Below are 21,231 nucleotides of genomic sequence, written 5' to 3'. Positions count from 1 at the left end.
TCCGCCATGTCCTCCGCCAGCTCAACCCCCGGCACTCCCGCCGGAGCCGGCTCACCTACCGCAGCCCGTGCCGCCTCAGCCGGCCTGGCGGCCCCCGGCTCGGCGACTGCCGCGGACGAGAAGTACCTCGCCTACCTGAAACGGGCCACCGCGGACCTCCGCACCGCCCGCCGCCGCGTCGAGGAACTGGAGTACCGGGCCGCCGAGCCACTCGCCATCGTGGCCATGAGCTGCCGCTACCCGGGCGGCGTAGCCGGCCCCGAGGACCTGTGGCGGCTGGTCGCCTCCGGTTCGGACGCGGTCGGCGCGCCGCCCGACGACCGTGGCTGGGACATCGACGGCCTCTACGACCACGAGACCGGCGAACTCGACCGGCAGGCCAGCCTCCAGGGTGGTTTCCTGCGGGACGCGGCCGGGTTCGACCCGGATCTGTTCGGCATCAGCCCTCGCGAGGCCCTGGCCATGGACCCCCAGCAGCGGCTGCTGCTGGAGAGCACGTGGGAGGTTTTCGAGCGGGCCGGGTTCGACCCGACCGCGGTACCGCTGAAACGGACCGGCGTGTTCACCGGCGTCATGTACCACGACTACGGCTCCCGCCCGCTCGACGTCCCCGAGGGTGTCGCCGGCTATCTCGGCAACGGCAACGCGGGCAGTGTCGCGTCGGGCCGGATCTCGTACACGTTCGGCCTCGAAGGCCCCGCCGTCACCGTCGACACGGCCTGCTCGTCGTCGCTGGTGGCCCTGCACCTGGCCGGGCAGGCGCTGCGCAACGGCGAATGCGACCTGGCCCTGGCCGGTGGTGTGACGGTGATGGCCACGCCCGGCACGTTCGTCGAGTTCAGCCGCCAGGGCGGTCTCGCGGGCGACGGCCGGTGCAAGTCGTTCGCGGCGGCCGCCGACGGCACCGGCTGGGGCGAGGGCGTCGGCATGCTGCTGGTGGAGCGGCTGTCCGACGCGCGGCGTCTCGGCCACCCGGTGCTCGCCGTGGTCCGCGGTTCGGCGATCAACCAGGACGGCGCCTCCAGCGGCCTGACCGCCCCGAACGGACCTTCCCAGCAGCGGGTGATCCGGGCGGCCCTGGCGTTGGCCGGCCTGACCGCCGCCGACGTGGACGTGGTGGAGGCGCACGGCACCGGCACCCGGCTGGGTGACCCGATCGAGGCACAGGCGCTGCTGGCCACGTACGGCCGGGAACGCGCCACCGACCCACTGTGGCTCGGTTCGGTCAAGTCGAACATCGGCCACACCCAGGCCGCCGCGGGCGTCGCCGGCATCATCAAGATGGTCCAGGCCCTGCGTAACGAACTTCTCCCCGCCACCCTGCACGTGGACGCCCCGACACCCCAGGTCGACTGGTCGGCCGGCGCGGTCGAGCTGCTGACCGAGGCCCGCGACTGGCCACGCGGTGACCGCCCCCGACGGGCGGCGGTGTCCTCGTTCGGCATCAGCGGCACCAACGCCCACGTCATCCTGGAGGAGGCGCCGGAGGACTCCCCGGCGGAGCTCGCCAACCCGACGGTGGTCCTGCCCGAGTCACCGTTGGTGGTCACCGCAAGGTCAGCGACCTCCCTCAAAGCCCACATTGCTGCGGTACGGGTGACAGGAGCCGCCACCACCGACGCCGCCTTCACACTCAGTGGCCGGGCAATGCTGGACCAGCGCGCGGTACTACTCGGCGACAGCATGATCCAGGGCATCGCCGCCGAGGGCCGTCTCGCCTTCGCTTTCACCGGTCAGGGTTCACAGCGTGCGGAGATGGGCCGGGACCTCTACGAGGTGTTTCCGGTGTATCGGGCCGCCTATGACGAGGTCACCGCGTTGTTGGATCTGTCCGGCGACATCGACGACACGGGTTGTGCGCAGCCGGCGATCTTCGCTTTGGAGGTGGCGCTGCTATCGCTGCTGCGTTCGTGGGGTGTCGTGCCGGATGTGGTGGTGGGTCATTCGATCGGTGAGATCGCGGCGGCTTACGCGGCTGGGGTGCTGTCGCTGCAGGATGCGGCGAGGTTGGTGTCCGCGCGTGCTCGCCTGATGCAGGCGTTGCCGGTCGGCGGGGCGATGGTGTCGGTGCTGGCGTCGGAGGCTGAGGTGCGGTCGGTGTTCCCGGATATCGACATCGCCGCGGTGAATGGTCCGCGTTCGGTGGTGGTCTCCGGTCGCGAGTCCGATGTCGCGGAGGTCGTGGCGTCGCCGTGGAGGACGACTCGTCTGCGGACGAGTCATGCGTTTCATTCGCGGTTGATGGATCCGATGCTGGTTGACTTCGGTGCGGTTGTTTCGACATTGACGTTCCGTGAGCCGCGGCTGTCGTACGTGTCATCTGTTGATTCAACGGGTGATTGGATGGATCCGTCGTATTGGGTGCGTCAGGTCCGCGAGCCGGTCCGGTTCGCGGACGCGGTGGAAGCGTTGAACGCCGACCTGGTTCTGGAACTGGGCCCGGACGCGGTTCTGACTCCGTTGATCGACGGCCCGGCCGCGTTTGCCGCCTTACACCGCCCTCGCAGCCGGGAGCGGGATGAGAGTGTCGTCCTGCTGAGTGCTGTTGCTGAGCTGTTCGTTCGGGGGCGGCACGTTGACTGGCGAAGCCTGCTCGACGGTACCGGGGGCCGTCCTGCCGACCTGCCCACCTACGCCTTCGATCACCAGCACTTCTGGCTGGGCACCGCAACCGGCGCCGGTGACGTGACCACTGCGGGGCTGCATCCCTCTGGGCATCCACTGCTCGGCGCCGCGGTGCTGTTCGCCGGTGGGGACGGGGCTCTCCTCACCGGCCGTCTGGCTGCCGGTGACCCCGGCTGGCTGGCCGATCACCGGGTCTTCGGTGAGATCCTGGTTCCCGGTACGGCTCTGCTCGACCTGGTCCTGGCCGCCGGCCAACGGGTCGGAGCGGGAACCGCTGAGGAACTTGTCCTGCACGAGCCGCTGGTTCTCCCGGCGTCCGGCGGAGTCCACATCCAGGTGCGGGTAGGCCCGGCCGACTCCGAGGGCCGCCGCCTGGTGACCGTGCACGCCCAGCCCGAGGACGGTGACCCCGACGACTGGACCGCCCACGCCGAGGGCACCCTCGTCCCAGCCACCACCGGGAACGCTCCCGTCTCGGGCATTGCCACCGGCGAACCGGATCTCGAACTGGTCACCTGGCCGCCGGCCGGGGCGGAGGAGATCTCCCTCGACGGCTTGTACGCCGACTATGCCGAAGCCGGTCTCGCCTACGGACCATCGTTCCAGGGGCTGCGGCGTGCCTGGCGCCGTGCGGGGACGGTCTTCGCCGAGGTCGCCGCCGACGGTGTGACCGACGGTTTCGGTGTCCATCCGGCACTGTCCGACGCGGCCCTGCACGCGATCGGGGCCGGTGGTCTGTTCGACGACGGCGAGGTCCGGTTGCCGTTTGCGTTCTCCGGCGCCCGGATCACCGGCTCGGCCTCCGGTGAGCTGCGGGTCCGCCTGTCCCGGGCCGACGGCGACGGTGCCGTGCGCCTGTTGCTCGCCGACGGAGCCGGCCTGCCGGTCGCCGAGGTCGACTCCCTGCGACTGCGCCCGGTCACTTCCGGCCACACCACGAACAGCCCGGCCGACCGCCTGCTGTTCACCGTCGCCTGGGTGCCGCAACCCGTCCCCGCGTCCCCGAACATCCCGACCGTTATCACCCTCGGCGATCCACTGCCGGACCCCGCCCAGGTCGTCGCCGTGCCCGGCGATCTGCTGGCGGACCCTGTCCAAGCCGTCCTCGTGCCCGGCGAACCGCTGGCGGAGTCGATCCCGATCGCCGTCGGGGCCGGTGACTCCTTGGCGGGGCCTGCGCGGGTAGTCATGGTCGACGCGACCGTGCCCGGGCCGGCGCGTGACCGGGCCGCTGCCCTGCTCACCCAGTTGCAGGCGTGGCTTGCTGATCCGGGGCGCGATGACGTTGCGCTGGTCATTCGTACCAGCGGCGCGGTTGGCCCTGATGTCTTCGACCCCGATGGTGCGGCACTGTGGGGTCTGGTCCGCGCCGCGCAGGCCGAACATCCCGGCCGTTTCCACCTGCTCGACGTCGGTGACAGCGTCGTCCCGGCGGTTCCCGCAGTCGAGGCCGTCGAAGCCGTCGTCCCGGGGAGCGGGAGCGCCCTCGGAGCCGGCGGCGTCTTCTATGACGTGCCGGAGGCTGTCGTCCGGGGCGGGGTGGTTCACCTTCCCCGGCTGGAGCGGGTGCGGAGCGCGAGTGCCGCGGACTTCGGTGACGGGGTCGTGGTCGTCACCGGGGCCACCGGGCAGCTCGGGCGGCTCGTTGCCGAGCACCTGGTTCGGGCGCACGGTGTCCGGCGGCTTCTGCTGCTGTCCCGGTCGGGTGGCGGGCCGGTGATCGAAGGCGCGGAGGTACGGGCGGTCGCCTGTGACCTCGCCGACGCGGACGCTGTCGTGGCGGTGCTGCGCGACGAACCGGTGACCGCGGTCGTGCACGCCGCCGGAGTGCTCGACGACGGCACCCTGGAGTCGCTGACTCCGGAGCGGCTCGACACCGTGTTCCGGGCCAAGGTGGACGCCGCGCGAAATCTGGTCGCGGCCACCGCCGGTAGACGACTGCGCGCGTTCGTCCTGTACTCGTCGGCTGCCGGACTGTTCGGTAACGCCGGGCAGGCCAATTACTCGGCTGCCAACGCGTTTCTGGACGCGTACGCCAGCAATCTCCGCGCCGAAGGCGTGCCTGTCACCTCGCTGGCCTGGGGTCTCTGGGATGCCGGGATGGGGGAGGGCGCCGACCTGCAGCGGATGCGCCGTGGCGGTGTGCTCGCGCTCACCGCTGGGCAAGGGCTCGCCGCGTTCGACGCCGCGCTCGGGACCGGGCTCGCGCAGGTCGTGCCGCTCGCTCTCGACCTCCCGGCCGTGCGTGCCGCGCCCGGCGCGCACCCGCTGCTCCGCCGCCTGGTGACACCGACCACGTCGCCCGAGCTGGCCACATCGCCCGAGCCGTCCGCTGCCGCGCGGTCCATCTCCGGCACCGGGCTCGGCCGGCAACTCGCCGCGCTGCCTGCCGACCAGCGGGTCACCGTCGTGCTCGGCCTGATCCGGGCACAGGTCGCGGACGTGCTCGGTTACCGCCGTGCCGATCAGGTCGATCCCGCCCGCGCCTTCACCGATCTGGGCTTCGACTCACTGTCCGCAGTCGAACTGCGTAACCGTCTGTCCGCGGCCACCGGTCTGCGCTTATCGTCCACACTCGTCTTCGACTACCCGAACGCCACCGCACTGGCCGTCCACCTGAGCGCCGGATTCGCCGGCGCCCCGGCCCCGGTCGGACCCACCACCCCGGCCACCGTGGTCCGCACTGACGAACCCATCGCCATCGTGGGCATGGCCTGCCGCTATCCGGGCGGCGTCACCTCCCCGGACGACCTGTGGAACCTGGTCGTCGCGGGCCGTGACGGCATCGGCCCGTTCCCTGCCGACCGTGACTGGCCCGACCTCTACCACCCCGACCCGGACCACCCGGGAACCTCCTACACCCGGGAGGGTGGTTTCCTGTACGAAGCCGCCGATTTCGATCCGGCACTGTTCGGGATCTCCCCGCGTGAGGCCCTGGCGATGGACCCGCAGCACCGCCTTCTCCTGGAAACCTCCTGGGAAGCCGTCGAACGCGCCGGCATCGACCCCCGCCACCTGCGAGGTTCCCGTGTCGGCGTCTTCGCGGGCGTCATGTATAACGACTACGTCACCGTCCTGGAGCAGGCCGAGGCGCAGGTCGAAGGCTTCATGGGTACGGGCGGCAGCATCGCTTCCGGCCGGGTCTCCTACACGTTCGGCCTGGAAGGGCCGGCCGTCACCGTCGACACCGCCTGCTCGTCGTCACTGGTCGCCCTGCACCTGGCGGTGCAGGCGTTGCGTAACGGTGAGTGTTCGATGGCGCTGGCCGGTGGTGTGACGGTGATGGCGACGCCGTCCACGTTCGTCGGTTTCTCCCGCCAGCGCGGCTTGTCGGCTGACGGCCGCTGCAAGTCGTTCGCGGAGGCCGCTGACGGCACGGGCTGGGGCGAGGGTGTCGGCATGCTGCTGGTGGAGCGTTTGTCCGACGCTCAACGGCAAGGGCACAAGGTCCTTGCTGTGGTACGAGGGAGCGCGGTCAACCAGGACGGTGCCTCCAACGGGTTGACCGCCCCGAACGGCCCCTCACAGCAGCGGGTGATCCAGCAGGCGCTGTCGTCTGCGGGCCTTCGCGGCGGCGATGTCGACGCGGTGGAGGCGCACGGCACCGGGACTCCGCTGGGTGACCCGATCGAGGCGCAGGCGCTGCTGGCCACTTACGGTAAGGATCGTTCCGGTGACCCGTTGTGGTTGGGTTCGGTGAAGTCCAATCTGGGTCATACGCAGGCTGCGGCTGGTGTAGCCGGGATCATCAAGATGGTTCAGGCGATGCGGTACGGGGTGCTCCCGGCAACGCTGCACGTGGACAGCCCGTCCTCGCAGGTCGACTGGTCGGCTGGTTCAGTGGAGCTGCTGACGTCGTCTCGCGAATGGCCGTCCGCGAACCGCCCACGTCGTGCAGCCGTGTCGTCGTTCGGCATCAGCGGCACCAACGCCCACGTCATCCTCGAAGCAGCACCGCCGGTCGTCTCTGTGCCGGACCAGGCTTCCCTGATTCCGCACGCTCCGTCCGGTCGCTCTTCGGACAGTGTCTTCTCGAGCGTGGTTCCGGTGGTCCTTGCTGCCGCGACCGTCGGTGGACTGGCCGGCCAGGTGGCCCGGCTTCGTGATCATCTGGTCGGCGATCCGGCCGCTACGGTTGCCGATGTCGCCTGGACACTCGCGCATCGGACGCCGCTGTCACACCGTGCGGTAGTGCTCGCCGCCGATCGAAAAGCTCTTCTGAACGCTTTGGCCGATCTGAACGCCCTGTCCGAGCCGATCCCTGTGCAGAACGTTCGATCTGGCCGGTTGGCTGTGATCTTTACCGGTCAGGGTTCACAGCGGCTGGACATGGGCCGAGGGCTCTATGCCGTCTTCCCGGCTTATCGCGCCGCCTATGACGAGGTAGCGGCGTTGCTGGATCTATCCGGCGATGTGGATGACACCGGGTATGCGCAGCCGGCGATCTTCGCGCTGGAGGTGGCGCTTCTGGCTCTGGTCCGCTCGTGGGGTGTCGAGCCCGGCGTCGTGGCTGGTCATTCGATCGGTGAGATCGCGGCGGCTTATGCGGCTGGGGTGTTGTCGTTGCGGGATGCGGCCACGTTGGTGTCGGCGCGTGCTCGTCTGATGCAGGCGTTGCCGGCCGGTGGGGTGATGGTGTCGGTGCTGGCGTCGGAGGCTGAGGTGCGGTCGGTGTTCCCGGGCATCGACATCGCCGCGGTGAATGGTCCGCGTTCGGTGGTGGTCTCTGGTCGCGAGTCCGAGATCGCGGAGGTCGTGGCGTCGCCGTGGAGGACGACTCGTCTGCGGACGAGTCATGCGTTTCATTCGCGGTTGATGGATCCGATGCTGGTTGACTTCGGTGCGGTTGTATCGACATTGACGTTCCGTGAGCCGCGGCTGTCGTACGTGTCATCTGTTGATTCAACGGGTGATTGGATGGATCCGTCGTATTGGGTGCGTCAGGTTCGTGAGCCGGTCCGGTTCGCGGACGCGGTGGAAGCGTTTGACGCCGACCTGGTTCTGGAACTGGGCCCGGACACGGTCCTGGCCACCCTGATCTCGAATGCGGTTCACGACGAGGAGCACAGCCCCGAAGGCCGGGTCGGGTCGGACGGCGAGGATGTGGACTCCGCCGCGTTGCGTCACGGTCGCGCGGAGGCCGTTCCTGCCATCGGCGCTGTTCCCGCCGTGACTGCCGTTCCCGGTATCACCGCTGTTGCTGCGCTGCGTCGCGGCCACGATGAGGTCGCGACGCTGCTCGCTGCGGTCGGGGAACTGTTCACCGCCGGGATCGACGTCGACTGGGCCGGGATTCTCGGTGGCGGTACCGGGCTTGATCTGCCGGTCTACGCGTTCGACCATCGCCGGTACTGGCCGCGGCAGCGTGTCCGGCACACCGCCGACGCGGCCGGTCTGGGCCTGACCGAGACCGGTCACCCCCTGCTCGGTGCGGCGATCGCTCTCCCGGACGCGCCGGAGACCGTGCTCACCGGCCGACTGTCCCTGGCGACCCACTCCTGGCTGGCCGACCACCGGGTATTCGGGCAAGTGGTGGTTCCGGGTACCGCCCTGGTCGAGATGGCCCTCACCGCCGGTCGCCACGCCGGAGCGCCGATCCTGGACGAACTGGTCCTGGGCACCCCGCTGACCATCCCCGCAACCGGCGGTGCCCAGATCCGGGTCACCGTCGCGGCTCCCGGTCCCGACGGAGGCCACCCGGTGGCCGTGCACGCCCGCACCACCGACGAACTGCCGTGGACCGCCCACGCGACGGGCGTACTTACACCCGGTGATTCGACTCGAACCAATGGTGGTACTACGGGAACCGGAGGCGGCCTGTCCTGGCCAACGCGCGCTTCGGTCGAGTCTGCGGCGACGGGCGGCCCGGATGGCGCGGATGGCGTCGACCTGATCGTGTGGCCGCCTGACGGTGCTGAGGAAGTCGATCTCGGTGGGCTCTACGAGTCGTTTGCGGAGGCTGGGCTGGTCTACGGGCCGGCGTTCCGGGGACTGCGGCGCGTCTGGCGTACCGCCGCGGAGGTCTTCGCCGAGGTCACCCTGGACGATGGCGCGGGCGGGTTCGGGCTGCATCCGGCGTTGTTCGATGCCGCACTGCATGCTCTCGGTACTCACGACCTGCTGCCCGCCGACGGTGCCGCGCGGTTGCCGTTCGCCTTCTCCGACGTGCGCCTGTTCGGTACCGCTACCGACACCTTGCGGGTCCGACTGACCGTTTCAGCCCTCGCGACCGCCGGGACCTCCGAGCCCGCCGCCGCTGCTGAGTCGGGAGCGGGTACTGGTATCGGGGCCACTGGTATCAGCAGCGGGCCAGGGGCTGTTCGGTTGGACCTTGCTGACGGCTCTGGACTGCCTGTCGCCCGGGTCGGCGCTCTTACTCTGCGACCGGCGTCGGTGGCGCAGCCGGACGGCGATGTCTCGGACCAGCTGCTCTACGGCCTGGACTGGATTCCGCTGGGGATCGAGCCGGAGCCCGGGAAGCCGGTGGTGTTCCGCCTCGGTGACCCGCTGCCGCCGCCCGCCCCGGTCGTCCTGGTCGACGCCAGCGCACCCGGTAGTGCCCGCGATCGGGCAACCGCCCTGCTCACGCTGCTGCAGTCGTGGCTCGCTGATCCGGCCCACGAAGACGGCCGCCTGGTGGTCCGTACCGAAGGCGCGGCCGGTGAGCGGCCCACGGATCCCGACGGTGCCGCGCTGTGGGGACTCGTCCGATCGGCCCAGTCCGAGCACCCGGGCCGGATTCACCTGCTGGACGGCCCGGAAACGGCGTTCTACCCGGTTCCACAAGCTTGGGTGAGCGACGGCGCCGTGCACGAGCCTCGACTGGTCCGCGTGCCGCAGCCGGTTCCGGCGAACCCCGCCGACGGCCTGGCGGGCCCTGACGTGGTGGACCTGAGCGACGGCGTCGTGGTGGTCACCGGGGCCACCGGGCAGCTGGGGCGGCTCGTCGCCGGGCATCTGGTTCGGGCGCACGGAGTTCGGGAGCTGCTTCTGCTGTCCCGGTCGGGCGATGGTCTCGACATCGACGGAGCGCGGGTCCGGGCGGTCGCCTGCGATCTCGCCGACGCGGGCGAGGTCATGGCGGCCGTGGCGGGCGAGCCGGTGACCGCTGTCGTGCATGCGGCCGGTGTGCTCGACGACGGGATTCTCGAATCGTTGACGCCGGAACGTCTGGCGACGGTCTTCGGTGCCAAAGTGGACGCCGCCCGCAATCTGGCCGCGGCGACCGCTGGGCGGCGACTGCGGGCGTTCGTCCTGTACTCGTCGGCTGCGGGGCTGTTCGGCAATGCCGGGCAGGCCAATTACTCGGCTGCCAACGCGTTTCTGGACGCGTACGCCATCAGTCTCCGCGCCGAAGGCGTGCCTGCGACCTCGATGGCATGGGGGCTGTGGGACGCCGGGATGGGTGACGACGCCGACCGGGCCCGGATGCGCCGTGGCGGAGTCGTCGCGCTCACCGCCGAGCAGGGCCTCGCCGCTTTCGACGCCGCCCTCGCCAGCGAGCGGCCGCTGCTGGCGGCACTCGGCCTCGATCTCCCGGCCGTGGGCGCGGCCGGTCACGTACCATCGCTGCTCACCGACCTGGTGTCAACCCGAACCACATTGACCGGTGCACGTGCCCGAACAACGATGCCCGGCCCGCACACCGGAGTGTCGCCAGGCGATGGCCCGCATGCCGGAGTGTCGCAGAGCGGCGGCTCGCTGGCTCGAACCGCGCAAGATGGCGGCCCGGACGCCGGGAGCACCGGCGGGCAGGGTGGGCCGCTTGCCCGGCGACTGGCCGCGTTGCCGGAGCACGAGCGCATCCGCACCCTGGTCGCGCTGGTCGGCGCGCAGGTGGCCGCGGTGCTCGGCTATGCGATGGGAGAGACCCTGGATCCGGGCCGTTCCTTCACGGCGCTCGGGTTCGACTCGCTGACCGCCGTCGAACTGCGGAACCGGCTCGGGACGGCGACCGGGCTGCGGCTGCCGTCGACGCTGGTCTTCGACTACCCGAACGCCGGGCTGCTGGCCGAGTTCCTGGCTGGACGGCTGCCGGGTTCGGCCACCGTGGCGCCGGTGACCGTGACGACGCGGACGGCCCACGACGACGACCCGATCGTCATCGTGGGCATGGCCTGCCGCTATCCGGGCGGGGTCGCCTCGCCGGACGACCTGTGGGACCTGGTCGCCGCCGGCCGGGACGGTGTCGGATTCTTCCCGGAGGACCGCGGCTGGCCGGATATCTACGACCCGGACCCGGAACATCCCGGTACGTCGTACACCCGCGAAGGTGGTTTCCTGTCCGGTGCCGGGGATTTCGATCCGGCGCTGTTCGGGATCTCGCCGCGTGAGGCCCTCGCCATGGACCCGCAGCAGCGGCTGCTCCTGGAGACGTCGTGGGAGGCGTTCGAACGGGCCGGCATCGACCCGCTCGGGCTGCGCGGTTCCCGGATCGGCGTGTTCGCCGGGGTGATGTACCACGACTACGCCTCGCAGACCGCCGAGGTACCCGCCGGTGTGGAGGGTTTCCTCAGCACCGGCACCTCCGGCAGCGTCGCGTCCGGCCGCGTCTCCTACACGTTCGGCTTGGAAGGCCCGGCGGTAACGGTCGACACGGCGTGCTCGTCGTCGCTGGTGGCGCTGCACCTGGCAGTGCAGGCACTGCGCACCGGCGAGTGCGACGCGGCGCTGGCCGGTGGCGTGACCGTGATGGCCACCCCGAACACGTTCGTCGGTTTCTCCCGCCAGCGCGGTCTGTCAGCCGACGGCCGCTGCAAGTCGTTCGCCGACGGCGCCGACGGAACGGGCTGGGCCGAGGGTGTCGGCATGCTGCTGGTGGAGCGTTTGTCCGACGCTCAACGGCAAGGTCACAAGGTCCTTGCTGTGGTACGAGGGAGCGCGGTCAACCAGGACGGTGCCTCCAACGGCTTGACCGCCCCGAACGGCCCCTCACAGCAGCGGGTCATCCAGCAGGCGCTGTCGTCTGCGGGCCTTCGCGCCGGCGATGTCGACGCGGTCGAGGCACACGGCACCGGCACGTCCCTCGGCGACCCGATCGAGGCACAGGCGCTGCTGGCCACCTATGGTCAGGATCGTTTCGGTGACCCGTTGTGGCTGGGTTCGATCAAGTCGAACCTCGGTCACACCCAGGCCGCCGCCGGTGTAGCCGGAATCATCAAGATGGTTCAGGCGATGCGCCACGGCAGTCTCCCGGCGACCCTGCACGTGAACGCCCCGACCACCGAGGTCGACTGGTCCGCAGGCGCGGTGGAACTCTTGACCGAGCCGCGCGAATGGCCCCTGGTGAACCGCCCCCGGCGCGCGGCGGTGTCGTCGTTCGGCATCAGCGGCACCAACGCCCACGTAATCCTCGAAGCACCCCCGGCCCCCGAGCCGACCAATGCGGTTGAACTGCCGGTCGTCCCAGTCGTGCTCTCCGCCGCCGAGCCCGGTGCCCTGCGCGAAGCGGCCCACCGTCTGCGATCCGTTCTCGATGGAGTCTCCCTGGCTTCGGCAGGCCGGGCACTGGCGGCCCGGTCCCGCCTCCGGCACCGAGCGGTCCTGATCGTTGATGGCCAGGAGGGCCGGGACAGCTTGGCGAGTGGGCTGGCCGCACTGGCTTCAGGCACCCATCCGTTGACCGCGTCGGCCGAGCCCGGCCGCTTGGCCGTGATCTTTACCGGTCAGGGCTCGCAGCGGCGTGACATGGGCCGAGGGCTCTACTCGGCGTTCCCGGTCTACCGTGCCGCTTATGACGAGGTGACCGCGCTACTGGATCTGACCGGCGAGGTGGACGACACCGGTTACGCGCAACCGGCGATTTTCGCCCTGGAGGTGGCTCTCCTGGCGCTGGTGCGTTCCTGGGGTGTCGAGCCGGATGTGGTGGCGGGTCATTCGATCGGTGAGATCGCCGCAGCCTATGCCGCCGGGGTGTTGTCTTTGCAGGATGCGGCGACGCTGGTGTCTGCTCGTGCTCGTCTGATGCAGGCTCTGCCGCCCGGTGGGGTGATGGTATCGGTGCTGGCGTCCGAGGCTGAGGTGCGTTCGGTGTTCCCGGGCATCGACATCGCCGCGGTGAATGGTCCGCGTTCGGTGGTGGTTTCCGGCGATGAATCCGAGATCGCTGAGATCCTGGCGTCGCAGTGGAAGGCGACTCGTCTGCGGACGAGTCATGCGTTTCATTCGCGGTTGATGGATCCGATGTTGACCGACTTCGGTGCGGTTGTATCGACATTGACGTTCCGTGAGCCGCGGCTGTCGTACGTGTCATCTGTTGATTCAACGGGTGACTGGATGGATCCGTCGTATTGGGTGCGTCAGGTCCGCGAGCCGGTTCGCTTCGCCGAAGCCGTTACCAGGCTGAACGCCGCCCGGATCCTCGAGATCGGCCCCGACGCGATCCTCACCCCGATGATCGACGAGCCGCACGCGGTAGCCGCGATGCGCCGCGACCGCGATGAGGCCACCACCCTGCTGACTGCGGTTGCTGACCTGTTTGTTCACGGCACCGACGTCGACTGGGCGGCGGTCCTGGGCGCCGGGCCTCGGGCCGACCTGCCCACCTATCCGTTCCAGCGGCAGCGCTACTGGCTGGAGGCGACACCGCCGTCCGGTGACGTCACCGCCGCCGGCCTGGACGCTCCGGGACATCCGCTGCTGACCGCCGCCGTGGAACTCCCCGGGTTCGGGGCGCTGCTGTTCACCGGCACGCTGTCGGCCGCGAACCCGTCCTGGCTGGGCGGCCATCATGTGCACGGCAGCACGGTCGTCCCGGGCACCGCCCTGCTCGAACTGGCGCAGGCAGCCGGCGCTCGGGCGGGTACCCCGACCGTCGACGAGTTGGTGCTGCGTACCCCGCTGGCACTCCCGCCGGGAGTCTCGGTCCGGCTGCGGGTGCAGGTCGCGGCGCCGGACGCCGCGTTCCGCCGGCCGCTGACGATCCATTCGCGGCGTGACGACGAGCCGGGCACGTGGACTCTGCACGCCACCGGCTCGCTGACCGCGGAGACCACGGCCGCCGGTACGGATCTGCTGGTCTGGCCACCGGCCGGCGCCGACGAACTCACCCTCGACGGCCTGTACGGCGACTTCGCCGCGGCCGGTCTCGGGTACGGCCCGGACTTCCGCAACCTGCGCCGTGCCTGGCGCCGCGGCGACACGGTGTTCGCCGAGGTCAGCACCGAAGCGGCAACCGAGGGGTACGCGGTTCATCCGGCCCTGTTCGACGCCGCCCTGCACGCGATCGGCGCCGCCGGAATGCTGCCCGCGGGCGGGGCTCACCTGCCGTTCGCGTTCTCCGGCGCCCGCTGGGAACGCCCGGCCGGCACCACGCTGCGGGTTCGTCTCACTCCGGGCACCACGGCCGGTACCGTCGGCATCGCACTCGCCGACGCCGCCGGACTGCCGGTCGCCGAAGTGGACAGCCTGGTACTGCGCCCGGTCTCGGCACGGGACACCGCGGACACGGCGGCCCGTCTGCTGTTCCGGGTCGACTGGACCCCGCAGACCGTCGTACCCGGTCCCGAGCCGGTGCCGATGACGCTGGGTGACGAACTACCTGTTCCGGGACCGGTGCTGCTGGTCGACGCGACTGCTGCGGGACCGGCGGGTACCCGTACCGCCGCGCTGTTGAAATTGATCCAGAAATGGCTGGCAGACCCGGTCTGGTCCGGCGCGCGACTCGTCGTGCGGACCTTCGGCGCGGTCGGTGACCAGGTCACCGACCCGGACGGCGCCGCGCTGTGGGGCCTGGTCCGCTCCGCCCAGTCGGAACATCCGGACCGGCTGCACCTGCTCGACGGGCCCGGCGGCGCCTGGTATCCGGTGCCGCAGGCGCTGGTCCGCGACGGGCTGGTCCGCGTGCCGCACCTGACCCGGGCGGAAGCCACCGGCTCGCCGGATCTCGGCACCGGCACGGTGGTGGTCACCGGCGCCACCGGCACTCTCGGCCGGCTGGTGGCCGAACATCTGGTCCGGGCGCACGGTGTGCGGGAACTGCTGCTGCTGTCCCGGTCCAGGCGTGAGATCAACATCGAGGGAGCGGTCGTACGGTCGGAGGTGTGCGACCTCGCCGACCGCGCCCGGGTCGTGGAACTGCTGCGCGACGAGCCGGTGACCGCGGTCGTGCACGCCGCTGGAGTGCTCGACGACGGCACCCTGGAATCGTTGACCCCGGCCCGGCTCGACACGGTCTTCGGGGCCAAGGTGGACGCCGCCCGCAACCTCGCCGCCGCCACGGCCGGCAAACCACTTAGTGCGTTCGTACTGTTCTCGTCGGCGGCGGGACTGTTCGGCAACCCGGGACAGGCCAACTACGCGGCCGCGAATGCCTTTCTCGACGCGTACGCCGGCAGTCTCCGCGCCGAAGGCGTGCCTGCGACCTCGCTGGCCTGGGGACTGTGGGACGCCGGCATGGGCGAGGGCGCGGACCGGGAGCGGCTCAGCCGCGGCGGGGTGCTGCCGCTGACCGCCGACCAGGGCCTGGCCGCGTTCGACGCCGCGCTGGGCTCCGGTCTCCCCCTGGTCGCGCCGCTCGTGCTCGACCTGGTGGCGCTGCGTAACGCCCCCGGCGTGCCGGCACTGCTGCACGGCCTCGCCCCGACCCGGGCCACCGCCCGCGCCACCAGCGAACTCGGCGGCAGACTGGCCGCGCTGCCGCCCGCCGACCGGGACCACGCGGTACTCGGGCTGGTCCGCGCCCAGGTCGCCGACGTGCTCGGACACCACTCCGCCGCCCAGGTGGCACCCGAACGGGCCTTCACCGAACTGGGCTTCGACTCCCTGACCGCCGTCGAACTGCGCAACCGGCTCGCGGCGGCGACCGGGCTGCGGCTGCCGTCGACGCTGGTCTTCGACTACCCGAACGCCGGGCTGCTGGCGACGTTCCTGGGGGAGCGGCTGTCCGGGGCGGACGGAACGGTGGCCGCCGACACCGGCCCGGTGCGGGTGGACGACGACCCGATCGTCATCGTCGGCATGGCCTGCCGTTACCCGGGCGGCGTCACCAGCCCCGACGACCTGTGGAACCTGGTAGCGGATGAGCGCGACGGGATCGTCACCTTCCCCGAGGACCGTGGCTGGAACCTCGACGACCTCTACCACCCCGACCCCGATCACCCTGGTACGTCGTACACCAGGCGCGGTGGTTTCCTGCCCGGCGCTGCCGACTTCGATCCGGGACTGTTCGGGATCGCGCCGCGTGAGGCCCTGGCGATGGATCCGCAGCACCGGCTGCTCCTGGAGACGTCGTGGGAGGCGTTCGAACGGGCCGGGGTGAACCCGCTCGGGCTGCGCGGCTCACGGACCGGCGTGTTCGTGGGCGTCATGTACAACGACTACGGCCTCGTCCTCGACGGCTCCGCCGAAGGATTCCTCGGCGTCAGCGGCAGTGTGGCGTCGGGCCGGATCTCGTACACGTTCGGCCTGGAGGGCCCCGCGGTCACCGTCGACACGGCCTGTTCGTCGTCGTTGGTGGCGCTACATCTGGCGGTGCAGGCGTTGCGTAACGGTGAGTGTTCGATGGCGCTGGCCGGTGGTGTGACGGTGATGGCCACGCCGTCCACGTTCGTCGGTTTCTCCCGCCAGCGCGGCTTGTCGGCTGACGGCCGGTGCAAGTCGTTCGCCGACGGCGCCGACGGCACGGGCTGGTCCGAAGGCGTCGGCCTGCTGCTTGTCGAACGGCTCTCCGACGCCCAGCGCCACGGTCATCCGGTGCTCGCGGTGATCCGGGGCAGTGCCATCAACCAGGACGGCGCGTCCAACGGGCTCACCGCCCCCAACGGGCCGTCCCAGCAGCGGGTGATCCGGCAGGCGCTGTCGGCCGCCGGTCTGCGCCCCGCCGACATCGACGCGGTCGAGGCACACGGAACCGGCACGTCCCTCGGTGACCCGATCGAGGCACAGGCGCTGCTGGCCACGTACGGTCAGGACCGTTCCGGTGACCCGGTGTGGCTGGGTTCGGTGAAGTCGAACATCGGCCACACCCAGGCCGCGGCCGGTGTCGCCGGGATCATCAAGATGGTGCAGGCCATGCGGTACGGGACCCTGCCCCGAACCCTGCACGTGGACACCCCGTCGTCCCGGGTGGACTGGTCGGCGGGCGCCGTGGAAGTACTTACCGAGTCCCGTGCCTGGCCGTCCACGGACCGTCCCCGGCGCTCAGCGGTCTCCTCCTTCGGCATCAGCGGCACCAACGCCCACGTGATCCTCGAAGCCGCGCCCACCGTCCCCTCGGCCGTGGGGCCTTCCACCGTCATCCCGGCCGTAGCGACCGCCGCTGTGCCCGCTGTGCCTGCGGCGCCTTTGGTCCTACCGGTCGTGCCGCTCGTGATCACCGCGGCGGACGAGGCTGCGGTGGATGCCCTGGATCTGTTGATCGCGGGCCGCACTGATCTGCCGCCGGCCAGAGTCGCGGCGACCCTGGCCACGCGGGCTGTACTGCCGCGGCGCGCTGTCCGGCTCGGGGACCGTGTGGTGCGTGGTGTGGCCGCCGAGGGGCGCCTCGCCTTCGCTTTCACCGGTCAGGGTTCACAGCGTGCGGAGATGGGCCGTTCCCTCTACGAGGTGTTCCCGGTGTATCGGGCCGCCTATGACGAGGTCACCGCGTTGTTGGATCTGTCCGGAGACATCGACGACACGGGTTGTGCGCAGCCGGCGATCTTCGCTTTGGAGGTGGCGCTGCTATCGCTGCTGCGTTCGTGGGGTGTCGTGCCGGATGTGGTGGTGGGTCATTCGATCGGTGAGATCGCGGCGGCTTACGCGGCTGGGGTCTTGTCGTTGCGGGATGCGGCCACGTTGGTGTCGGCGCGTGCTCGTCTGATGCAGGCGTTGCCGGCCGGTGGGGTGATGGTGTCGGTGCTGGCGTCCGAGGCCGAGGTGCGGTCGGTGTTCCCGGATATCGACATCGCCGCGGTGAACGGCCCCCGGTCGGTGGTGGTTTCCGGTCACGAGTCCGATGTCGCGGGAGTCGTGGCGTCGGAATGGAAGACCACCCGTCTGCGGACGAGTCATGCGTTTCATTCGCGGTTGATGGATCCGATGCTGACCGACTTCGGTGCGGTTGTTTCGACATTGACGTTCCGTGAGCCGCGGCTGTCGTACGTGTCATCTGTTGATTCAACGGGTGATTGGATGGATCCGTCGTATTGGGTGCGTCAGGTCCGCGAGCCGGTCCGCTTCGCCGACGCTGTCAACGCCTTGGACGCAGATCTTGTCCTCGAACTGGGCCCGGACGCGGTCTTGACCCCGATGATCGACGGCCCGGCCGCGTTCGCCGTTCTACGCCGCCCTCGCAGCCAGGACCAGACCCAGGACCCGGACGGGGACGAGACCACCACCCTGCTGACTGCCGTTGCTGAACTCTTCGTGCGTGGCCGTCGAGTTGACTGGGCCGCGATCGTCGGGCGGGACACGGTGGACGTGCCGACCTACCCCTTCCAGCATCGGCGTTTCTGGCCCCGTCCACGGATCGCCCCTGCTGGGGACGCGGCCGGACTGGGCCTGAACGGAATCGGTCATCCTGTTCTCGGTGCCGTAGCTGAGGTTCCCGGTACGGACATGGTGTTGTTCACCGGTTCCCTCTCCACGGCCACTCATCCTTGGCTGGCTGACCACACCGTCCACGGCAGTACCGTCGTGCCCGGAACGGTATTGGCCGAACTGCTGTTGACCGCGGGCGCCGAGGTGGGGGTCCCGGTACTGGAGGAACTACTGCTCCAGGCCCCGCTGATCCTGCCGGCCGGAGATCCGGTGCAGATCCGCGTGACCGTCGGTGCCCCCGACGACCGGGACCACCGTCCGATCACCATCCACGCCCGCACCAACCCAGACGCACCCTGGACCGAACACGCCACCGGCCACCTGTCACCAGCTCAGCCCTCCACCGCTCAGCCTTCCACCGCTCAGCCCTTCGCGGACATCGGCGAGGACGGCCCCGCGGTTTCCGTCGATGTCGCCGTGCCCATTTCGGGCGTTCCTGCCGCTGCGGGCGTCGTGTCCACCGAATTCGCCATGCCCGCGGCGGTCGCCGTGCCCGCCGGATTCGTGGTGCCCGCGGCGGTCGTCGTGCCGGATGGGGCCGAGGAGCTCGACCTCACCGGGTTCTATCCGGCGATGGCCGCGGCCGGACTCGGGTACGGCCCGGCCTTCCAGGGTCTGCGCCGTGCTTGGCGGGTTGGCACCGACACCGACGCCGATAGCGCTGGCATCGGTGTGGCTGGCACTGGCATTTCTGGAACCGGCACTCCTGGCACCGAGATTGCTCGCACCGGGGTTGCCGGCACTGGGTCCACTCGACCTGCGGGTGCTGGTGACGAGATGTACGCCGAGGTTGAACTTGCTGACGTAGGCGCTGGGTTCGCCCTGCATCCGGCTCTGCTGGACAGCGTCCTTCATGCTGTTGCCGCTGGTGGGATGCTTGATGGGGACGGCATTCGGCTGCCGTTCGCCTTCACCGGGGTTCGGCTGTTTGCGCCTGGGGCGCCGAGACTGCTTGTCAGGGTCAGCCCGGACGGGCCCGGTGGTGTGCGTCTGACCGTGGCTGACGGCACCGGCCTTCCGGTGGCCCACATCGAGCGGGTCGCGTTCCGCCGGACGGCTGTCACGTCCGAGGGCTCCGGTGCTGGGCTCTATTCGATCCGCTGGCAGCCCGCCATGCTCCCGGACTCCGATGCGGAACCAGCCGGGTGGCATCACCTGCCGTTCGGTGAGCCGCTTCCGGAACTGCCGGTTGCGCCCTCGGTCGTCCTGCTCGACGCTACCGCCCCACCGCCGGGTGAGCCTGTACACGTTCGGCGGGCCGTGGAGATCGCTCTGGACACGCTGCGGACCTGGATCAGCGATCCGGTCTGGGACGAGTCGCACCTCGTGGTGCTCACCTCCCGTGCCGTGGCGACCGGTGACGACGACACGGTGGACGGGCTGGCGTACGCCGGACTCTGGGGTCTGGTTCGATCCGCTCAGACCGAGAACCCTGGTCGCTTCACTCTGATCGATACCGGTCATGGTGCTGAGGACCACACGCTGCTTCCGGGCATCGTCGAGGCAGGGCTGCCGCAGGTCGCGATCCGTGCCGGGGTGGCGCTGGTTCCGCGGCTGGTCCCGGTCACGTCCCAGCCCGGCCCGGCGAACACCCATCCGGCAGCAGCCGAGACCGCGAGGGAGAACGCCGCCGGGAGAGAGACCGGGGGGAGAGAGCCCGTGGGGACATCGGACCCGGCGGCAGAGGCCTCGGTGAGTGCGCTTGGGGGCGGCACCGTGGTGCTGACCGGGGCGACCGGGGCGCTCGGTGCGGCTCTGGCCCGGCACCTGGTCGCCAGTCGGCAGGTCGAGAGTCTGCTGTTGGTGAACCGGCGGGGGTACGACGCTCCCGGTGCGGGCGAACTGGTGGGTGAACTGGGCGCGTCGGGTGCGCGGGTTCGGCTGGAGAGCTGTGACCTCGCCGACCCGGACGCCGTCGCACGGCTGATCGGGTCGGTGGCGGGCGAGGTCAGTGCGGTCGTTCACGCTGCCGGCACGACTGACGACGCCACGCTCGTCTCGTTGACGCCGGAACGTCTCGATGCCGTTCTGAGTGCCAAGGTGGACGCCGCGGTCAATCTGCGTGCGGCTACCGCGGGGTCGAAGCTGAGCGCGTTCGTGCTGTTCTCCTCGGTCGCGGGGCTGCTAGGTAATGCCGGGCAGGCCAACTACGCCGCGGCGAACACCTTCCTGGACGCGTACGCGGCAAGTCTTCGGGTCGAAGGTGTTCCGGCGACCTCCCTCGCGTGGGGGTTGTGGGACGCCGGGTTGGGCGCCGGAGTGGATCTCGAACGGATGCGCCGTGGTGGGATCGTGCCGCTGGTCACTGCGGAAGCCCTCCATCTGTTCGATACCGCACTCACCCTCGGGGCCGCGCAACTCGCGCCGCTCGGACTCGACCTCACGGCGATGCGCGTGGCCGCCGGGCGCCTGCCCGAGATGTTCACCAGCCTGACACCCATGCGGTCCGGACCGACCACCCAGACCGGCCGGGACAGCAACGGCCGGGACAGCAACGGCCGGGACGGGGCGAGCGGCCGGGACCAGGCGCTGACCGCGCGGCTGGCCACGCTCACGCCTGTCGAGCGGACGCGGATGCTGCTGGGCGTCGTCCGTACCCACGCGGTCGCGGTTTTGGGGCACGCCGACCCGGCGGCGATCGGGGACAACCAGGCGTTCGGGGATCTCGGGTTCGACTCGCTGATGGCGGTCGAGTTCCGTAACCGGCTGGCCGCCGACACGGGGCTGCGTCTCGCCCCGACCTTGATCTTCGACCATCCGACGCCGCTGGCGCTGGCCGGCGCGCTCCGTGACCGGCTGGCCCCGGAGACCGTCGACGGTGACGCCGCCCTGCTGGCCGAGCTGGCGGGGCTGGAGAGCAGCCTGGCCGGCGCCGCGCCGAGCACCGCCACCCGGACCGCGGTGACACTGCGGCTGCGGGCGCTCCTGGCCGGCTGGACCACAACGTCCGGCCGGACCACCACTTCCGGCACGTCCACGGAGACGCCGGACACCGATATCGCCGCTGCCGACGACGACGAGCTGTTCAGCCTGCTCGACGGTCAACTCGGCGCGAACTGACCCCTTTCGATCACCTGGAGTGGGCGA

General features: G+C 70.5%; 1 protein-coding gene. It reads left to right on the top strand.

Annotated features, from left to right (window positions below; genetic code table 11):
* Positions 1-6 precede the first annotated feature (6 nt).
* On the top strand, positions 7-21,204 hold the full coding sequence (locus BLU81_RS50610) for a type I polyketide synthase (protein WP_092544811.1): 21,198 nt from the start codon (positions 7-9) through the stop codon (positions 21,202-21,204).
* Positions 21,205-21,231 lie beyond the last annotated feature (27 nt).

Source organism: Actinoplanes derwentensis, assembly GCF_900104725.1.
In the GTDB taxonomy this organism is placed as follows: Bacteria; Actinomycetota; Actinomycetes; order Mycobacteriales; family Micromonosporaceae; genus Actinoplanes; species Actinoplanes derwentensis.
The sequence above is the reverse complement of the archived record's forward strand: the minus strand, read 5'-3'. Positions and strand labels throughout refer to the sequence as shown.